This is a genomic window from Bradyrhizobium barranii subsp. barranii (assembly GCF_017565645.3).
Classification (GTDB): Bacteria; Pseudomonadota; Alphaproteobacteria; order Rhizobiales; family Xanthobacteraceae; genus Bradyrhizobium; species Bradyrhizobium barranii.
The window spans coordinates 6,840,435-6,858,202 of the sequence record NZ_CP086136.1 but is presented as its reverse complement, the minus strand read 5'-3'; the positions used below and the strand labels follow the sequence as shown (position 1 = coordinate 6,858,202).

The window sequence follows — 17,768 nt, the reverse complement described above, 5'->3', positions numbered from 1 at the left end:
AAAGCAGCGAGCGTGTGGCTATTTCAGCGGCCGCCCCTGCTCATCCACTGTCGTCCGCGCATCGCGCAGCGCCCATTCGCGCATGATCTGGCGGCAGCGGGTGAGCTCGGCCTCGGTTGCCGTACCCGTATCCTTTGACGCACGCTCGACCATGGCCTTGCAATTCAGCAGCACGGAGCGATCCTCCGCGCGCGCAGCGAATGTGATCCCCGCAAGAGCCGTGACGACGAGTGCCGTTCGGAGCACCATCACCCCAGCTTCTCGCGCGCCAGCGCGGCACCGGCGCCGAGCGCCATCAGCTTGGCCTCGGCGATCTCCCGCCGCATCGGGGCCATGCCGCAATTGGTGGTGGCGATGATGTTGCTCTTGGGCACGAACTTCGACACCGCGTCGATCACCTGCACGACGTCCTCGGCCGTCTCCACCGTGTCGCTGGCGACGTCGATCACGCCGGCCTGCACGATCTTGTTTTTCAGCAGCGCCAGCAAATCGAGCGGCACCTTGGAATTACGGCACTCGATCGCGACCTGCTGGATCGGGCTCGCGTCGATCGCCGGAAAGATCTGCTCGTACTGCCGCCACTGTGCGCCGAGCGTCTCCTTCCAGTCGGTGTTGGCCTTGATGCCGTAGCCGTAGCAGATGTGCACGGCGGTGGCGCAGGTCAGCCCCTGCGCGGCACGCTCCAGCGCCTTGATGCCCCAGTCGTTGACCTCGTCCATGTAGACGTTGAAGGCGGGCTCGTCGAACTGCACGAGATCGACGCCGTCGGCCTGCAATGCCTTGGCTTCCTCGTTGAGGAGATCGGCGAAGGCAAAGGCCATCTTGACGCGATCACCGTAGTAACGGTCCGCAATCGTGTCGATGATGGTCATCGGGCCGGGCAGGGTGAACTTCAGCTTCTTCTTCGTGTGCGTGCGCGCCACGCGCGCCTCGTCGGCATGGACACGACCCTTGAGCTGAAGCGGCGCGACCACCTGCGGCACCATCGCCTTGTAGCGGTCCTTGCGAATGCCCATCTCGACCTTGTGGGCGAAATCGATGCCGTCGATCTTCTCGAGGAAGCCGTGCACGAAATGCTGGCGGGCCTGCTCGCCCTCGGTGACGATGTCGATGCCCGCATCCTCCTGGACCTTGACGGCGAGCATGGTCGCATCACGCTTGGCGCGGAGAAGCTCGTCGCCTTGCGACTTCCAGGGTGCCCAGAGCATGTTCGGCTCGGCGAGCCATTCCGGCTTCGGCAAGGAGCCGGCGATCGTGGTTGGAAACAGCATGGCGGCTCTCCCGGCAGGTTGTGTTGCGCCCCTTCCTGCCATGTCTTAACGTCAAGGTACAGAACAACAAAAGTCGCTCTCTATTCCATTGGCGACGACAGGGAAGGGCGATGATCGACCTCTTTTATGCGCCGACGCCGAACGGCTGGAAAATCTCGATCATGCTGGAGGAACTCGGGCTCCCCTATGACGTGAAGCCGGTCAATATCCGCGCCGGGGAGCAGTTCGGCCCCGAATTTCTGGCGGTCTCCCCGAACAATCGCATTCCCGCGATCGTCGACCACGCACCCGCCGACGGTGGTGCGCCGTTCTCGGCGTTCGAGACCGGCGCGATCCTGATTTACCTCGCGGAAAAGACCGGCCGCTTCCTGGCCAGCGATCTGCGCGGCCGCTCGACGACCATCCAGTGGGTGATGTGGCAGATGGCGGGCCTCGGGCCGATGCTCGGCCAGCACGGCCATTTCGCGCTCTATGCTGCTGAAAAGATCCCTTATGCGATTGAGCGTTACCGCGACGAGGCCGCGCGGCTCTATGGCGTGCTCGACCGGCAGTTGGCCAAGACCGGCGCCTATGTTGTCGGCGACTATTCCATCGCGGACATCGCCTGCTTCCCCTGGACCATGACCCACAAGGCGCAGGGCTTTACGCTCGACGACTATCCGAACGTGAAACGCTGGTACGCCGAGGTGCGCGCAAGGCCGCCCGTGCAGGCGGGGCTTGCGATCGGCAAGTTCGTGAAAGAGCCGTTCGACGAGGAATCACGCAAGATCATGTTCGGCCAGCGTGCCAAGGAAGTGCTGGGAAAGAAGTAGGCTGCTCGCCCCATCGTCATTGCGAGGAGCGAAGCGACGAAGCAATCCAGACTGGTTCCGCGGAAAGATTCTGGATTGCTTCGCTTCCGCCGTCGCTCTTCGAGCTATGGCGGACAAGTCGCTCGCAATGACGGGGATAGAGCACGACAAACAAGACGCAAAGGAAACGCCATGATCGAATTCTTCTTCGACTGTTCCAGCCCCTGGACCTACCTCGCCTTCCACAACATCCAGCCGTTGGCAAAGGAGCTGGGGGCCGAGATCATCTGGCGGCCGATCCTGGTCGGCGGCATCTTCAACACGGTCAATCCGAGCGTCTACGCGCAGCGCGAGACGCCGGTGCCGCTGAAGGCGCGCTACATGAAGAAGGACCTCGCCGACTGGTCGCGCTCGGCCGGCCTCGCGATCAAGATGCCGCCGACGGTGTTTCCGGTGAACAGCGTGAAGGTCATGCGCGGCTGCATCTGGCTGGGGAAAGACATGGTGCCGTTCGCCACTGCCGTGTTCGAGACCTATTGGGGCGGCGACAAGGACATCTCGCAGGACGCCGTGCTCGCCGAGATCTGCAGGAAGGTCGGTGTCGACGAGCAGAAGTTCTTTGCCGGCATCTCCGAGCAGGCAATCAAGGACCAGCTCAAGGCCAACACGGAAGAGGTCGTGGCACGCGGCGGCTTCGGCTCACCGACGATCTTCGTGGGCAAGACCGACATGTACTTCGGCAACGACCGCCTGCCGCTGATCCGCGAGGCGCTCGAACGCAGCAAGGCGAGTGCGGCCTGATGGTGCGGGCTGTCGTCTGCCGCGCGCTCGGCGCGCCCGAGACGTTGCGGCTCGAGGAATTTCCGTCGCGCGCCGTCAAACCGGGTGAGGTGCGCGTTGCGATCCGCGCCGCCGGATTGAACTTTCCGGACGTGCTGATGGCGGCCGGCGAATATCAGCTCAAGCCGGAGCTGCCGTTCACGCCCGGCATGGAGGCCGCCGGCGACGTCACCGAGGTGGGCGCAGAGGCAAGCGGCGTGTCCGTCGGCGACAAGGTCATCGTCAAGATGCGCCATGGCGCTTTCACCGACGAAGCGGTGGTGACGCCGACGCAGCTAACGCCCATGCCGTCGACGTTCGACTATGCGGAAGGTGCGACCTATCTCGCCGGCCACGGCACCGCCTATCACGCGCTGATCGATCGCGGCCGGGTCATGCCGGGCGAGGTGTTGCTGGTGCATGGTGCCGGCGGCGGCGTGGGGCTTGCCGCAGTCGAGATCGGGAAGATGCTGGGCGCGACCGTGATCGCGACCGCCTCCAGCGACGAGAAGCTCGCCATTGCGAAATCGCGCGGCGCCGATCATCTCGTGCGCTACGATCGCGAGCTGTTTCGTGATGCCGTCAAGCGCATCACCGACGGCCGTGGCGCCGACGTCGTGTTCGATCCCGTCGGCGGCGAGGTGTTCGAGAACTCGATGCGCTGCATCGCCTGGGGCGCGCGGCTGCTGGTGATCGGCTTTACCGGTGGTATCGGCTCGGCGAAGACCAACCTGCTGCTGATCAAGGGCGCCAGCGTGCTCGGCGTGCGTGCGGGTGAGGCGGTGCGGAAGAACCCCGCGCTGGGCGAGGTGCGCCTGAAGGCGCTGCTGCAATGGGCGGAAGAGGGGAAGCTGCGCCCCAACGTCTCGCACCGTTTGCCGCTGAACGACTACGCGAAGGCGATGCGGCTGTTGATCGACCGCAAGGCGATCGGGCGTGTGGCGCTCGTGATGGATTGACGGTGCCGTAGGGTGGGCAAAGCGAAGCGTGCCCACCATTCTGGTTTCGATTGCTGATAGATGGTGGGCACGGCGCAAGAGCGCCTTTGCCCACCCTACGATCCCTCTACTTGTACTCCCGCTCGCTCCACCACGGAAAATAATCCGGCATATCGCTCGACACCTTGTTCTTGAACTGCGCCGGGCGCTTCTCCAGGAATGACACCACGCCTTCCTTGACGTCGTCCGAGCGGCCGCGTGCGTAGATGCCGCGGCTGTCGACCTTGTGGGCTTCCATGGGATCGTCGGCGCCCATCATGCGCCACATCATCTGGCGGATCAGCGCGACCGACACCGGCGCGGTCTTGGCGGCGAATTCCTTGGCCAGCGCGCGGGCGGTCGGCAAGAGATCATCGGGAGCTACGACCTTGCTGACGAGGCGGCCGGCGAGCGCTTCCTGGGCCGAGAAGACGCGGCCGGAATAGCACCATTCCAGCGCCTGCGAGATGCCGACGATGCGCGGCAGGAACCAGCTCGAGGCGGCCTCCGGCACGATGCCACGCTGGGAGAACACGAAACCGAAGCGCGCGGCATCCGAGGCGATGCGGATGTCCATCGCGAGTTGCATGGTGACGCCGATGCCGACGGCAGGGCCGTTCACGGCGGCGATGACGGGCTTCAGACACTTGAAGATGCGCAGCGTCACCTGACCGCCGCCGTCGCGCACCTGCGGATCGCTGTAATCGACCTTGCCGTCCGCGAAGCGCTTGACCGGCCCGCGCCGCGCATCGCGATCGAAGGTATCCGCGCCCGAGGAAAGATCGGCGCCCGCGCAAAAGCCGCGGCCCGCGCCGGTGACGATGATGGCGCGGACGTCGTCGTCCTTGTCTGCGGCGTCGAACGCGTCGATCAGCTCGGCCTGCATCTGCGCGTTGAAGGCGTTGAGCTTGTCGGGCCGGTTCAGCGTGATGGTGAGGATCTGCTCGGCGACCTCGTATTTGATGGTCTCATACGCCATGGTGGTTTCCTTCCTTGCCGTGAATTCTGTCTCGAAGAGACGTCATGCATGGTCGCCACCATCCGTCTTGCGCGGACTGGGCATGTGGCGGCCGGTACGAGAACGTGGATGGCCGGGACAAGCCCGGCCATGACAGAATGCCTACTTTGCCGGCGGGCTCGGCCAGGGCTTCTGTGCACCGCGCAAGCCCTCGAAAGCCTTGGCTATGCCGAGCACGCCGATATCATCGAAGCGGCGGCCGACGATTTGCACGCCGATAGGAAAGCCGTTGGCGTCGAAGCCGCCATTGATGGAGACGGCAGGGTTCTCCGACATATTCCACGGCACGGTATAGCAGATGTGCTCGAACGGCCGCATGGGATCGTTGGTGGGTGAAGCCCAGTCCGCCGCATAGTTCACGTTCGGCGCGGTCGGCGAGATCACGTAGTCGAGCTCGCAGAATAGTTTTGAAGCGGCCGCCCGGATCGCCATGGTCTGGTTGAATCCGCGGATGACATCCACACCCGAGAGCTTTGCGCCGGATGCGCCCCATTTGAAGATGTAGGGCAGCACCTTTGCCTGTTCGGGCGGCGTCAGCTTGGCCAGATCGTCCCACATCCGCGCGCGCCAGAAATTGTCGAGGCCGTCGAGCATCTCGCGGGTCAAAATGCCGTCGACCTCGGTGACGACGCTCCCTGCGGATTCGAACGCCTTTGCGGCTTTGACCGCAACATCGCGGACCGGCCTTTCTGCCGGCAGGCCGACGCCGGCATCGAGCATCAGGCCGATGCGCAGTTTGCGCGGGGATTTCTCCAGTCCCTTCCAGTTGAGAGGCTCGGCGGGGAGGCTCATGCCGTCGCGCCGGTCGGGCTTTGCAATCACGCTCATCATCAGCGCGCAATCGTCGACCGTGCGGGTCATGGGACCGGCGACACGGCCGACATAGGTAGGGTCGATCGGCACGCGGCCGAAGCTAGGTTTCAGGCCGACGAGGCCGCACCAGCCCGCAGGCAGGCGGACCGAGCCGCCGATATCGGTGCCGAGATGCAAGGGGCCATAGCCGGCCGCGGCCGCCGCACCGGCGCCCGCGCTGGAGCCGCCGGGATTCTTGGAGAGATCCCAGGGATTGCGCGCCAGCGCATGGAAGCTGGAGAGTCCCGAGGACAGCATGCCGTAATCGGGCATGGTGGTCTTCGCGAAGATGATCGCACCGGCCTCGCGCAGTCGCGCAGCGGGCGGGGCGTCCTTCTCGGCCGGCACGAGCTTCACGCTCGCAGCGCCGAGCGGCACCGGCACGCCCTTGGTCGCGATGTTGTCCTTTACCGTCACAGGCACGCCGTCGAGCGCGCCTGATGGCTCGCCCCCACTCCAGCGCGCGGTCGAGGCCTTCGCGGCCTCGCGCGCGCTGTCGGGATCGAACGCGTAGAGCGCCTTGAGATGCGGTTCCCACGCAGCGACGTGCGCAAGCACGTCCTCCAGCACCTCGCTCGGCGAGAACTGCTTGGCGCGATAGCCCGCGATCAGATCGACCGCGGAGAGATCGTGCAGCGAGGTGACGGCCTCTTCGACGCTCTTTTTGTGCATTGCTAACCTACCGGCATGCGCGTTTCGATGATCCGGGCGAACATGCTGGCGCCGATCGGCAGGATCTTGTCGTCGAGCACGAAGCCGGGATTGTGCACGGGCACCGAGCCGTCATGGCCGATCCAGAAATAGGCGCCGGGGATGGTTTGCAGCATGTCGGCGAAATCCTCGCTGCCCATCTTCGGCTGGGCGCGGGTGATCACGTTGGCGGGGTTGACGACGGTGCGCGCGACCTCCTCGACCACCTTGGACTGCTCGACCTGGTTGACCAGCACGCCGAAGGTGTCGCGGATGTCGGCTTCGATCACGCACTGATAGGCGCTCGCGATGCCGGCGCAGATCGTGCGGATGCGTTCGGCGATCAGGGCGCGGACTTCATCCGAGAAGGTGCGGATGGTGCCGCAGAGATGGGCCTCGCCAGGGATGACGTTGTAGGCGGAACCGGCGTGAATCTGCGTGATCGAGATGACGGCGGCCTGCAGCGGCTCGACGTTGCGGCTGACGATGGTCTGGATCGCCTGCGCCAGCGTGGTCGCGATGATCACCGCGTCCTTGGAGCGTTCGGGCATCGCGCCATGCGCGCCGTAGCCGGTGATGCGCAGGTCGAAGAAGTCGGCGCTCGCCATTGCGGGGCCGGGCAGGATCGCGATCTCGCCGTGGTTGAGGTCGGGCGCGTTGTGCAGGCCGTAGAGCTCGTCGCAGGGGAACTTCTCGAACAGCCCGTCCTTGATCATCGCGCGGGCGCCACCGAGGCCTTCCTCGGCCGGCTGGAAGATCAAATGCACGGTGCCGTCGAAATTCCGGGTCTCGGCAAGGTAGCGCGCGGTGCCGAGCAGCATGGTGGTGTGGCCGTCATGGCCGCAGCCGTGGAAGCGGCCGGGGATTTTCGAACTCCATTTCAGATTGGTGTTCTCTTCCATCGGCAGTGCGTCCATGTCGGCGCGCAGGCCGATGCGCTTGCTGCCCGAACCTTTGCCCTTGATGACGCCGATCACGCCGGTGCCGCCGAGACCGCGGTGCACCTCGATGCCCCAGCTCTTCAGCTTGTCGGCGACGATGCCGGAGGTGCGCACTTCCTCGAAGCCGATCTCGGGATGGGCGTGGAGGTCGCGCCTGATAGCAGTGAGTTCGTCGGCAAAGCCGTCGATGCGGTCGATCGTGGGCATGTGTCCTGTCCGGTTAGCGTGATGGGGGCGTGAAAACGGGGCCGTTCGGCTTGATGCGGATGCCCGGCCGCAGGCGCGTCCAGGGCAGGGTGGCAGTGTCGCCCGGCATCGCGCCGGGCGCGGCGCAGATCATCAGCTTTTCCGCGATCGGCTCGAAATCGGCGCGGAAGTGCACCGAGCTCTTGTTGACCAGAATCTTCTGCGCGGTCGGCTCGATGCCGACATAGCGGTACATCGCCTGATCGGCGAGCTGCGCCTTGTGCGAGGAGACGACGACGCGGACGTCGCCGATGCGCAGGCACGCGGAGGGACCCATCTCCATCTCGCGGCCACCGTAGTAGGGGCCGGGCGCGATGAAGCGTCCGTCGGAGAGCTTCTCGACGATGAAGGTCTCGCGATAGGGCTCGTCGCCGGGAATGCCGGACTTGCCGCCGAGCGACAGCGTCACGGTGGCGCCGACGCCGGCCGCATGCGCGGCCTTGGCCGAGGCCGGATCGTAGATCGCGCCGGTCGCGGCGCTCGCCTTGTTGCGCACCAGCGCGCGCAGCATGCCGGTGGTGTCGGAATCGCCGCCGGCGCCCGGATTGTCTTGAGTGTCGGCGATGATGATCGGCTTGCTGGCGCCCTTGGCGAGTTCCATCGCATGGCGCACGCCGTCGTCGGGCGACCAAATCTTGCCGTCGAAATCGTCCTCGTGGCTTTCGATCAGTTTGACGATCGCATCGGCCGCGCGGTCGGCATCGGCCTGCGTCTTGCCATAGGCGAACACGCTCGGGCCGCAGTCGCGGAAGTCTGCAGCGGGGAAGCCGGGTGCGAAGGACAGCGTCGGAACGGCGTCGCTCTCCAGCGCGGCCAGTTTTTCGTAGATGCCCTTGGTGGGAAAGTCATTGGTGCATTGCCAGCTGATCGCGATCAAGAACGGCAATTGGCGAAACGACTTTGCAAAGCGCTGCCTGGTCTGCAGCAGCAGGGCGAGGTGCCTTGCGGAGGCGCGGCCGGTCTCGGCCATGTCGACATGCGGATAGGTGCGGTAGGCGATCAGCGCATCCGCGTGTTCCATCATCTCGGGCGTGACGTTGGCGTGCAGGTCGAGGCTGGCAACGAGCGGAACGTCCTTGCCTATGACGCGGCGCACGCGCGCCAAAATCTCGCCTTCGCCGTCGTCGAGATGCTCGGTCACCATCGCGCCATGCAGATCGAGATAGACCGCATCGAGCGGGCCGGCGGCGGCGATACCGTCGACCATCACCTTCACGATACGCTCGAAGGCGTCCCTGGTGACATGCGCCGACGGACTTGCGCCGCAGGCGATCGTCGGAATGAGGTTCCAGTCATTGGCTTCGGCGCTGTCGACGAAGCCGGCGAGGCCGACATTGATGCGGCGCATCACCTTCAATACGTCGGCGCCTTCCGTCATGGCCGGCCAGCCGCCGCCATGCTGGAAGTCCGCGAAAGTCGCCTTCGTCGGGGCGAACGTGTTGGTCTCGTGCAGGAAGCCGCCGACGGCGATACGTGTCATTAATTCTGGTCCAGCGTTTGAAAGTGCGCGACGTTAGCCTTGGCTTCGAGGCGGGGGCAAGCGAGGAGCCCATGCCGCCGCGCATGGCTTTAAGTCATTTTCGAATGATGATGGTCGCTACCCGTCACTGCGAGCGAAGCGAAGCAATCCAGAATCTTTCCGCGGCGGCAGTCTGGATTGCTTCGCTTCGCTCGCAATGACGGAGTATGCGGATCAAGCCGTCGCCGCGACGCCTTCCGACACCGGCCTGAAGTTCGCAAAATCCCAGCCGCGGCCCGGTGCGGCCTCCAGCAGCGCCTTGGTGTAGGCTTCCTTCGGATGCGTCAGCACCTCGGCGGCCAGGCCCTGTTCGACGACACGGCCGTGCTGCATCACCACGACCTCGTCGCAGATCTGGGCTGCGACGCGGAGATCGTGGGTAATGAACAGGATGGCGATGCCGAGCCGGTTCTGGATCTCGTCGAGCAGTTCCAGCACCTGCGCCTGAACCGAGACGTCGAGTGCCGAGACCGCTTCGTCCGCGACCAGCACGTCGGGGTCGAGCGCGAGCGCACGCGCAATGGCGATGCGCTGGCGCTGGCCGCCGGAGAACTGGTGCGGATAGCGCGTCACTGCGTCCGCGGGCAGGCCGACGAGCTCGAGCAATTCGCGCGCCCGCTTCATCGCATCGGCATGCGAGGTGCCGTAATTGATCGGGCCTTCCGCGATGCTCTCGCCGACGGTAATGCGCGGGTTGAGCGAGCGGTAGGGATCCTGGAACACGATCTGGATCTTCTGCCGGTGCGGCTGGAGCAGGCGGCGCGAGATGTCGGCGATCTCGCGGCCGGCAAGGCGCACGCCGCCGGAGGTCGGATCGATCAGGCGCACGATGCACCGCGCCACCGTCGACTTGCCCGAGCCGCTCTCGCCGACGATGCCGAGCGTGCGGCCCTTGCGCAGCGTCAGCGTGACCTTGTCGGCGGCGACGACCTCGCGGCCTTTGCCGAAGAAGGCGCGCTCCTTATAGACCTTGCCGAGCTCGTTGGCCTCCAGCACCACCGGCTCCTTGGTCTCGGGCCGTGCCGCGCGCGGCACCAGGCTCGGCACCGCAGAAAGCAAATTGCGGGTGTACTCCATGGTCGGGTTGCGCAGCACGGTCTCGAGCGGACCGGTCTCGACCAGCCGGCCCTGTCGCATCACAGCGACGCGGTCGGCGATCTCGGCAACCACGCCCATGTCGTGGGTGATGAACAGGACGGCGGTGCCGTGATCGCGCTGGAGGTCGCGGATCAGCGTCAGGATCTGCTTCTGCGTGGTGACGTCGAGCGCGGTGGTCGGCTCGTCGGCGATCAGCAGCTTCGGCTCCAGCACCAGCGCCATCGCGATCATGATGCGCTGGCGCTGGCCGCCGGACAGGCGATGCGGATAGGAGGCGAAGATGCGCTCGACCTGGGGCAGGCGGACCTGCTCCATCATGTCGAGAATGCGCTTCTTCCGCGCCTTGGCGTCGAGATCGGTGTGGGCGCGCAGGACCTCGTCGATCTGACGGCCGACCGGCACCACCGGATTGAGCGCGGTCATCGGCTCCTGGAAGATCGTCGCCATCTGCGTCGCGCGGAGCTGGCGCAGGCGGCGATCGGTCGCGGTGAGAATCTCTTCGCCGACCAGCTTGACGCTGCCGCCGGTCGGAACCAGCGTGCCCTTCGGCAGCAGGCCCATCGTGGTGAGCGAGGTCACCGACTTGCCCGAGCCGCTTTCGCCGACGAGACACAGTGTCTCGCCCTTATGCACCTGGATCGAGATCCCGTCGATGATGTTTGCGCCCTTCGGCTTCTTGCCGATGGAGACGACGAGGTTGTTGATGTCGAGAACTGGGTTGGTCATCACTTGATCCGTCATCACTTGCCCTCCCGCTGCTTCATGCGGGGATCGAGGGCGTCGCGGGCGGCGTCGCCGATCAGATTGATGCTGAGGATGGCGATCGAAAGCAGCAGGCCCGGCCAGAAGATCAGCGTCGGCTTGAGCTGAAAATACTGACGGCCCTCGGCCATGATGTTGCCCCAGGTCGGCGTCTCCGGCGAGATACCGGCGCCGAGGAAGGAGAGAATGGCCTCGGTCAGGATCGCGGAGGCACAGACATAGGTGCCCTGGACGATCAGCGGCGCGATCGTGTTCGGCATCAGATGTCGCCACATGATCTTCGGCAGGCTGGAGCCGACCGAGATCGCGGCCTCGACGTAAGGTTCCTCACGCGCGGACAGCACGACCGAGCGCACCAGGCGTGCCACGCGCGGTATTTCGGGGATGGTGATCGCGACCAGCACGGTCCAGATGCTGGCGCCGGACAGCGACACCACGGCGATCGCGAGCAGGATGCTCGGCATCGCCATGAGGCCGTCCATGACGCGCATCAGGACGGCATCGACCAGCTTGAAGAAGCCGGAGACGAGGCCGATCGCAAGACCGATGACGATCGACAGGATCGCCGAGCCGATGCCGATCAGGAGCGAGATGCGGCCGCCATAGATGACGCGCGACAAGAGGTCACGGCCATAGGCGTCGGTGCCGAGCAGGAACTGCGCCGAGGCCGGCTTCAGCCGCTGCGAGGGCGCAAGCTGGACCGGATCGTGCGGCGCGATCAGCGGCGCCAGGATCGAGACCAGCACGATCAACGCGAGCAGGATCGTGGCCGCCGCGATGATCGGCGTCGAGGTGAGGAATCCGAAACGCGGCCGCAGCGGCGACGTGATCGGAATGGACGACTGGGGAAGGCTATCGACGGACATTTTTGTTGTTATCCTTAGCCCTAGTACCGGATCCGGGGATCGAGCAGCGTGTAGGCGACGTCGATCAGGAGATTGACGACGACATAGATCAGCGACGTCAGCAGGATCATCGCCTGGATGACTGGGTAGTCGCGCGCCAACACCGCGTCCACCGTGAGGCGGCCGATGCCGGGGATGTTGAACACGCTCTCGGTGACGACGACGCCGGAGATCAGCAGCGCAAAGCCGGTGCCGATCACGGTGATAACGGGCACCGCGGCATTGCGCAGCGCATGGCGCATCATCACGGCGACCTCGTTGATGCCCTTGGCGCGGGCGGTGCGGACGTAGTCCTCACCAAGCACGTCGAGCATCGCCGCACGCGTCATGCGCGCGATCAGCGCGATGTAGATGAAGGAGAGCGCGCAGGTCGGCAGGATGATGCGTTCGAAGAACGGTCCAAAGCCGTTGAAGATGCTGCGGAAGCCCTGCACCGGCCCCCAGCGAAGGTCGATCGCGAAGACCTCGATAAGGAGATAGCCGACCACGAACACCGGCACGGAGAAGCCGAGCACGGAGAGGCCCATCACGAAACGATCGATCCAGGTGCCGTGCTTCCACGCCGCGATGACGCCCAGGGGCACGGCGACGATGACGGCCAGAATGATTGTCGAGAGCGCGATCGAGATCGACGGCTCGACGCGCTGGCTGATCATCTTCATGACTGGCAGGTTGGAGATCAGCGACGTCCCGAGATCGCCGTGCAGCAGCTTGTTCACCCAGGTGATGAATTGCACGATCAGCGGCTCGTTGAGGCCGAGCGAGTCGCGGATGCGTTCCAGCCGTTCCGGCGTCGCGTTATCGCCGGCGAGAATGGCGGCGGGATCGCCCGGCGTCAGCCGCAGCAGCAGGAAGACGAACAGTGCGACGACGCCCATCACGGGCACCGCGGCCAGAACGCGGCGAATGAGATAACCTAGCATGCACCTATCTCCGGCTGCGGAACTTGTGGGGCCGGGAGGCCCCCGTGGAATCGGTTCTGTCTATCATGCACGCCTGTCACTCGGGCTGGAAAGCCGGCCGTGGAAGCCGACGTTTCGGGGCAAATTGTGTGCCAAGGGCAGGGCGGTCGCAAGGGGCCGCCGAGCCTCCGATATCGACCACTCAGGATGCATGACGGAACTCGCAGAGTGAGGGGGCGGTCGGCGGTGCGTTGAGCCCGCGCCAGCCGTCGATGGTCCCGGCAATCATCTGCGCGGTCGCGGCCGACAAGGTCCAGCCGAGATGGCCGTGGCCGGTGTTGAAGAACACGCCCGGCATCCGTCCTGCGCGCACCACCGGCATCATGTTCGGCATCATCGGCCGCAGCCCGGCCCAGGGCACGACCTTGGACGTTTCGACGCCGGGGAAGTTGCTGCGCACCCAGTCGACCAGCGGCTGCACGCGGTCAGCGCGGATGTCGCGGTTGAAGTCGTTGAACTCGGCGGTGCCTGCGACGCGGAAACGATCCGCGCCGAGCCGGCTGGTGACGATTTTTGCGGCTTCGTCGAGCAGGCTCACGGTCGGCGTCGCATTGCGGCTTGCGGCAGTGTCGAGCTGCACGGTGATCGAATAGCCCTTCACCGGATAGACGTTGACGCGCTCGTCGAGCAGGGCGGCGAAGTGACGGCTGGCCACGCCGGCGCAGATCACGACGCCATCCGCCTTCAGCATGCCGCGCGCGGATGCGACAGTGTCGCTGGCCGAAAGATCAGCCCAGCCGATGACGAAGCCGCCACCTGCCTGGGCAATGGAATCGATGTTGACTTCGTGGATAAAGGTCGCGCCGCGCCGCTTGCAGGCTTCCGCAAGTCCACGCGTGAACTTGTGGATATCGCCCGTCGCATCCGACGGCGTGTAGAAGCCGCCAAAATAGTCCTTGCGCAGCGTCGGCTCGATGGCGCGGATCTCCTCCGGCGTCACCGGGCGGCGATCGAGCCCGCCTTCCTTCAATAGCGCATTGACCTGCAGTCCGGATTCAAAACCCTTCTTGTCGTGATAGATGTGCAGAATGCCGCGGCGTTCGAGATCGAAGTCGATGCCTTCGCGCTCCGCGATCTCGAACAGATGCTTGCGGGCTTCGATCGCGAGCCGCGTGGTCTGAACCGTGTTGGCGCGGTAGTTGCCGATATTGGCGACGAACTCGCTCATCCACGAATATTTGTGCCAGTTCGGCCGCGGGTTCATTAGCAGCGGCGCATCGCGCCGGAACATCCAGCGCAGGCCCTTCAGGATCGTGGCGATGCTGTTCCACACCTCGGCATTGCTGGCGGAGAGCTGTCCGCCATTGGCGAAGGACGTCTCCATCGCGGCGTAGCGGTGCTTGTCGACCACCGTCACCTTGTATCCGCGTTCGAGCAGGGCATAGGCGGTCGTTACGCCGGTGATGCCGGCGCCGATGATGGCGATATGGGTCATGGCAGGTTCGGGGCTCCCGTGAGTTAGAGTCGGCTAACCGCCGGCCAAAGGCCGTTGGCGGCGCCCCATCTGTCACGGTTACCTGAGAGCTTGATCCGGCGCGGACCTCGGCGAGGTCAGCTCCGGACTATCCCCTTCGGTGGACGTCACGATCCCAAGATCGTGCCGCCTCTCTCCAGATCGTCCTGACGATACGGTCCTTTTGCCTGAGAGTTTCCGGGGCGGTTGCTCCGTCGGCGCCGCAACGAAAGCCTGAACTCTCGTTGCGATCTCTCCCGCATCGTCGCGTGGACAATCGAGCAGTACGATGCGCCTCATTTTTAGACAAGGCTAAATTTAAACCGCGACTGCCAACGCATTGTGCAGTGCAAAGTTGATTCAATTTACTCCAGCGTCGCCAGCAAGCCCGCCATCAGGCGCCCGCGCTCGACCAGGCTCTCGACCTCGATGAATTCTTCCAGCGTGTGGCCGTTGCCGCCGCGCACGCCGAGGCCGTCGAGCGTCAGGATGCCCATCGCGCCGGTAAAGTTGCCGTCGGAGCCGCCGCCGGAGCTCGCATGCGGTAGCTCAGTGCCGAGCGATTTGGCGATGCCGCGCGCCTTTTCATACAGCGCCATGGTGCCGGCATCGGGCTCCCATACGGGGCGCGTGACGCCGCGCGTCACCTTGAACGTGACATCATTGGACGTGCCCGACAGCGCCAGCATTCGCTCGACGCCGCGGTCGAGATCGGCCTGGCGCTTGGCCATGGACAGCGCCTCGCCGGTGGCGGTCGTGGCAACGCAATTGACCCATTGTCCGCCGTGCACGACGCCGACAGAGAAGGTGCAGTCCTCCGTCGTCATCGCGTCGATGGCGAGGATCTGCCGCGCCATCTCGCGGATCGCCGAGCGTCCGGCCGACAATGTCGCGCCGGCATGGCTCGGCCGGCCCGTCGCTTCCAGATTGAAACGCGCGATGGCGTAACGTCCGGTGGTGACACCGTTGTCGGCGCGGCCCGGTTCGGGCACCAGCACATATTTGTTGCGCGCGGCTTCCGCCTCGATGAGGTCTCGCGTCGAGGGCGTGCCGACTTCCTCGTCGGGCGTAAACAGCACGGTGATCGGCAGCGGCGTGGTGAAGGAAGCGCGTGCCAGCTGCCGGATCGCTTCCAGCGAGAGATAGTTGCCGCCCTTCATGTCGTAGATGCCGGGGCCGTAGCACTTGTTGCCCTCGCGCCGCCATTTCAGCTTCTCGATGGTGCCGACCGGGTGGACGGTATCCATGTGGCCGGCGATCAGGATGCCCGGCTCGCCCTGTTTCGGATGCGGAAAGCGCGCGCGGATCACGCCGCCGAAGCCCTGTCGGCCGCCGATGCGTTCGATCGTCGCACCCATGATCGCCATATCCCGCGCTGCGATATCGAGCATGCGGTTGACGGCACCCGCGTCCCAGGTCGGGCTCTCGCATTCCACCCAGGTGCGCAGGCCCTCAAGCATCGCCTCGGAATCGAAGGGAAGATTGGCTGGATTCATCTTAATGTCTCTCAAGCTTCGAAAGATGGAACGCGCATTGCATTGGCGCGGACGGGACTGGCGGAAAGCGTTGTAGAGCCAAACCGATCTTTGTGGAGCCCGTGAGCGCGCCGCTTGGGGCTGCAGCGAAACCGGATTGACGCGCTCAGCACTGTCTGCAAGTCTCGAAAGACAAAGGCATCGCATGAGGTTAGTTCGCCTAAAGAACGAACCGAATGCTCAACCAATAACCTGCCTTTGAACAGTTTCACGTCAGGAGAAACTTTTATGTTGAGCTTGATGCGCCGGGGGCGTCGCGCGTTCGCCTCCACACTTGCGCTATCGGTCGTTGCGCTTTCGACGGCGATGGCCTCGCCTGTACTTGCCGCCGCCAGCAAGACCATCACCGCGGTGATGCATTCGGATCTGCGCATCATCGATCCGATTTTCACCACCGCCTACATCACGCGTGACCATGGCTACATGGTCTACGACACGCTGATCGCGACGGACTCGAACTTCAAGATCCAGCCGCAGATGGCGGACTGGAAGATCTCCGACGACAAGCTCACCTACACCTTCACGCTGCGCGACGGCCTGAAGTGGCACGACGGTACGCCGGTGACGGCGGAAGACTGCGCCGCTTCGCTGAAGCGCTGGGCCGCGGTCGACGGCATGGGCCAGCAGATGATGCAGTTTACTGCGAGCATCGAGGCGACCGACCCCAAGACGATCACGCTGAAGCTGAAGGAGCCCTACGGCCTCGTGCTCGAATCCATCGGCAAGCCGTCCTCGCGCGTCGCCTTCATGATGCCGAAGCGTCTCGCCGAAACGCCGCCGGACAAGCAGATCCCCGAGCAGATCGGCTCCGGCCCGTTCAAGTTCGTGCAGGGCGAATTCCAGCCCGGCGTGAAGGCGGTGTACGTCAAGAACACCGACTACGTGCCGCGCAAGGAGGCGTCGAGCTGGACTGCCGGAGGCAAGGTGGTCAAGGTTGATCGCGTCGAATGGATCACCATGCCGGATGCGCAGACCGCAGTGAACGCGCTGCAATCGGGCGACATCGACTTCATGGAAGTGCCGCCGTGGGATCTGCTGCCCGTCCTTGAAGGCAATGCCGACCTCAAGACCGAGACGCTGAACAAGTTCGGCTACCAGACCCTTGGGCGCATGAACTTCCTCTATCCGCCCTTCGACAATCCGAAGATCCGCCGTGCCGCACTTCTGGCTATGAACCAGAAGGACGTGCTCGACGCGCTCGTCGGCAATCCCAAATACTACAAGATCTGCGGTGCGTTCTTCATCTGCGATACGCCGTTCGCGACCGACGTCGGCTCGGAATCGCTGGTCAAGGGCAACGGCATGGCCGAAGCCAAGAAGGCGCTCGCCGAGTCGGGCTATGACGGCACGCCCGTCGTGGTCATGGTGCCCGGCGACGTCGTGACGCTGAAGGCGCAGCCGACGGTCGCGGTGCAGTTGCTCCGCGAGGCCGGCTTCAAGGTCGACGCGCAGGCGACCGACTGGCAGACGGTGGTCAGCCGGCGCGCCAGCCAGAAGCCTCCGAAGGAGGGCGGCTGGAACATGTTCTTCACCAACTGGGTCAGCGCCGACGTGTCCAACCCGATCGCCAATCTGTCGATCGGCGGGCAGGGCAAGAAGGGCTGGTTCGGCTGGGCGGAAAACGCCAAGATCGAGAAGCTCAAGGACGACTTCGTCCGCGCCGCCTCGCTCGACGATCAGAAGAAGATCGCGACCGAGATCCAGAAGGAAGCCTATGACCAGGTGATCTACGTGCCGCTCGGCCAGTATCTGGCGCCGAGCGCGTGGCGGAAGTCGCTCACCGGCGTGCTCGACGGCCCCGCGACGCCGGTGTTCTGGAACATCGACAAGACCGAGTAAAGCGAGGGCGCGCCAGCGCGCCTTCCCCGATTGTTGCGCGGCGTCGCTGTCATCAGCGGCGCCGTTTTCGTTTGTCAGCCTCGCGTCAGC

General features: G+C 64.7%; 15 protein-coding genes and 2 riboswitches. Of the genes, 4 read left to right on the top strand and 11 right to left on the bottom strand.

The features are described 5' to 3' along the window. Positions 1-18: 18 nt before the first annotated feature. Positions 19-249, bottom strand: coding sequence for a hypothetical protein (locus J4G43_RS33550; RefSeq protein WP_063982454.1), 231 nt, complete (start codon positions 247-249; stop codon positions 19-21). Then, positions 249-1,271 (bottom strand): methionine synthase, encoded by a 1,023-nt coding sequence (locus J4G43_RS33545; protein ID WP_063982455.1) that lies wholly within the window; start codon positions 1,269-1,271, stop codon positions 249-251. Before J4G43_RS33545 ends, J4G43_RS33550 begins: the two co-directional genes overlap by 1 nt. A gap of 110 nt (positions 1,272-1,381) precedes the next feature. Here J4G43_RS33545 and J4G43_RS33540 point away from each other — a divergent pair, with 110 nt between their 5' ends. The 3 genes from J4G43_RS33540 (at position 1,382) to J4G43_RS33530 (ending at position 3,840) form a co-directional block, all read left to right on the top strand. Then, complete coding sequence (locus J4G43_RS33540; RefSeq protein ID WP_208087545.1) at positions 1,382-2,083, top strand: glutathione binding-like protein; 702 nt, start codon at positions 1,382-1,384, stop codon at positions 2,081-2,083. Between the two features lie 171 nt (positions 2,084-2,254). Then, the gene (locus tag J4G43_RS33535) at positions 2,255-2,863 is read left to right on the top strand and encodes a 2-hydroxychromene-2-carboxylate isomerase (RefSeq protein WP_063982457.1); all 609 of its coding nucleotides are present in this window, start codon (positions 2,255-2,257) and stop codon (positions 2,861-2,863) included. Then, positions 2,863-3,840 (top strand): NADPH:quinone oxidoreductase family protein, encoded by a 978-nt coding sequence (locus J4G43_RS33530; protein ID WP_208087544.1) that lies wholly within the window; start codon positions 2,863-2,865, stop codon positions 3,838-3,840. The genes J4G43_RS33535 and J4G43_RS33530 overlap by 1 nt, the downstream gene beginning before the upstream one ends. A 106-nt stretch (positions 3,841-3,946) precedes the next feature. Here the strand turns inward: J4G43_RS33530 and J4G43_RS33525 are convergent, their stop codons facing one another. From J4G43_RS33525 to J4G43_RS33485, 9 genes are all read right to left on the bottom strand, one after another. Beyond that, entirely contained in the window at positions 3,947-4,837 is an 891-nt protein-coding gene (locus tag J4G43_RS33525) for a crotonase/enoyl-CoA hydratase family protein (protein ID WP_208087543.1), read from the bottom strand. A 141-nt stretch (positions 4,838-4,978) separates the two neighbouring features. After that, positions 4,979-6,400 carry an amidase gene (locus J4G43_RS33520; protein ID WP_208087542.1) on the bottom strand — a complete coding sequence of 474 codons (1,422 nt, stop codon included), beginning with the start codon at positions 6,398-6,400 and terminating at the stop codon, positions 4,979-4,981. Between the two features lie 2 nt (positions 6,401-6,402). Beyond that, entirely contained in the window at positions 6,403-7,566 is a 1,164-nt protein-coding gene (locus J4G43_RS33515) for a M20 aminoacylase family protein (protein ID WP_208087541.1), read from the bottom strand. A 13-nt stretch (positions 7,567-7,579) separates the two neighbouring features. Next, positions 7,580-9,085 (bottom strand): M81 family metallopeptidase, encoded by a 1,506-nt coding sequence (locus J4G43_RS33510; RefSeq protein ID WP_208087540.1) that lies wholly within the window; start codon positions 9,083-9,085, stop codon positions 7,580-7,582. Positions 9,086-9,298: 213 nt separating this feature from the next. Continuing rightward, positions 9,299-10,948 (bottom strand): ABC transporter ATP-binding protein, encoded by a 1,650-nt coding sequence (locus J4G43_RS33505; protein WP_208087539.1) that lies wholly within the window; start codon positions 10,946-10,948, stop codon positions 9,299-9,301. Between the two features lie 14 nt (positions 10,949-10,962). Beyond that, positions 10,963-11,850, bottom strand: coding sequence for an ABC transporter permease (locus J4G43_RS33500; RefSeq protein ID WP_028150021.1), 888 nt, complete (start codon positions 11,848-11,850; stop codon positions 10,963-10,965). Between the two features lie 20 nt (positions 11,851-11,870). Next, positions 11,871-12,812: an ABC transporter permease gene (locus tag J4G43_RS33495; protein ID WP_208087538.1), complete on the bottom strand. Its 942-nt coding sequence runs from the start codon at positions 12,810-12,812 to the stop codon at positions 11,871-11,873. A 181-nt stretch (positions 12,813-12,993) separates the two neighbouring features. Next, positions 12,994-14,286, bottom strand: a complete 1,293-nt coding sequence (locus J4G43_RS33490) for a D-amino acid dehydrogenase (RefSeq protein WP_208087537.1) — start codon at positions 14,284-14,286, stop codon at positions 12,994-12,996. 67 nt (positions 14,287-14,353) lie between these two features. Then, positions 14,354-14,467, bottom strand: a riboswitch (glycine riboswitch). A gap of 3 nt (positions 14,468-14,470) precedes the next feature. Then, positions 14,471-14,574: riboswitch (glycine riboswitch) on the bottom strand. A gap of 95 nt (positions 14,575-14,669) precedes the next feature. Beyond that, the gene (locus J4G43_RS33485) at positions 14,670-15,800 is read right to left on the bottom strand and encodes a M20/M25/M40 family metallo-hydrolase (RefSeq protein WP_208087536.1); all 1,131 of its coding nucleotides are present in this window, start codon (positions 15,798-15,800) and stop codon (positions 14,670-14,672) included. Positions 15,801-16,067: 267 nt separating this feature from the next. Between J4G43_RS33485 and J4G43_RS33480 the strand changes: the two genes are divergently transcribed. Then, entirely contained in the window at positions 16,068-17,678 is a 1,611-nt protein-coding gene (locus J4G43_RS33480) for an ABC transporter substrate-binding protein (protein WP_063982465.1), read from the top strand. Positions 17,679-17,768: the final 90 nt, after the last annotated feature.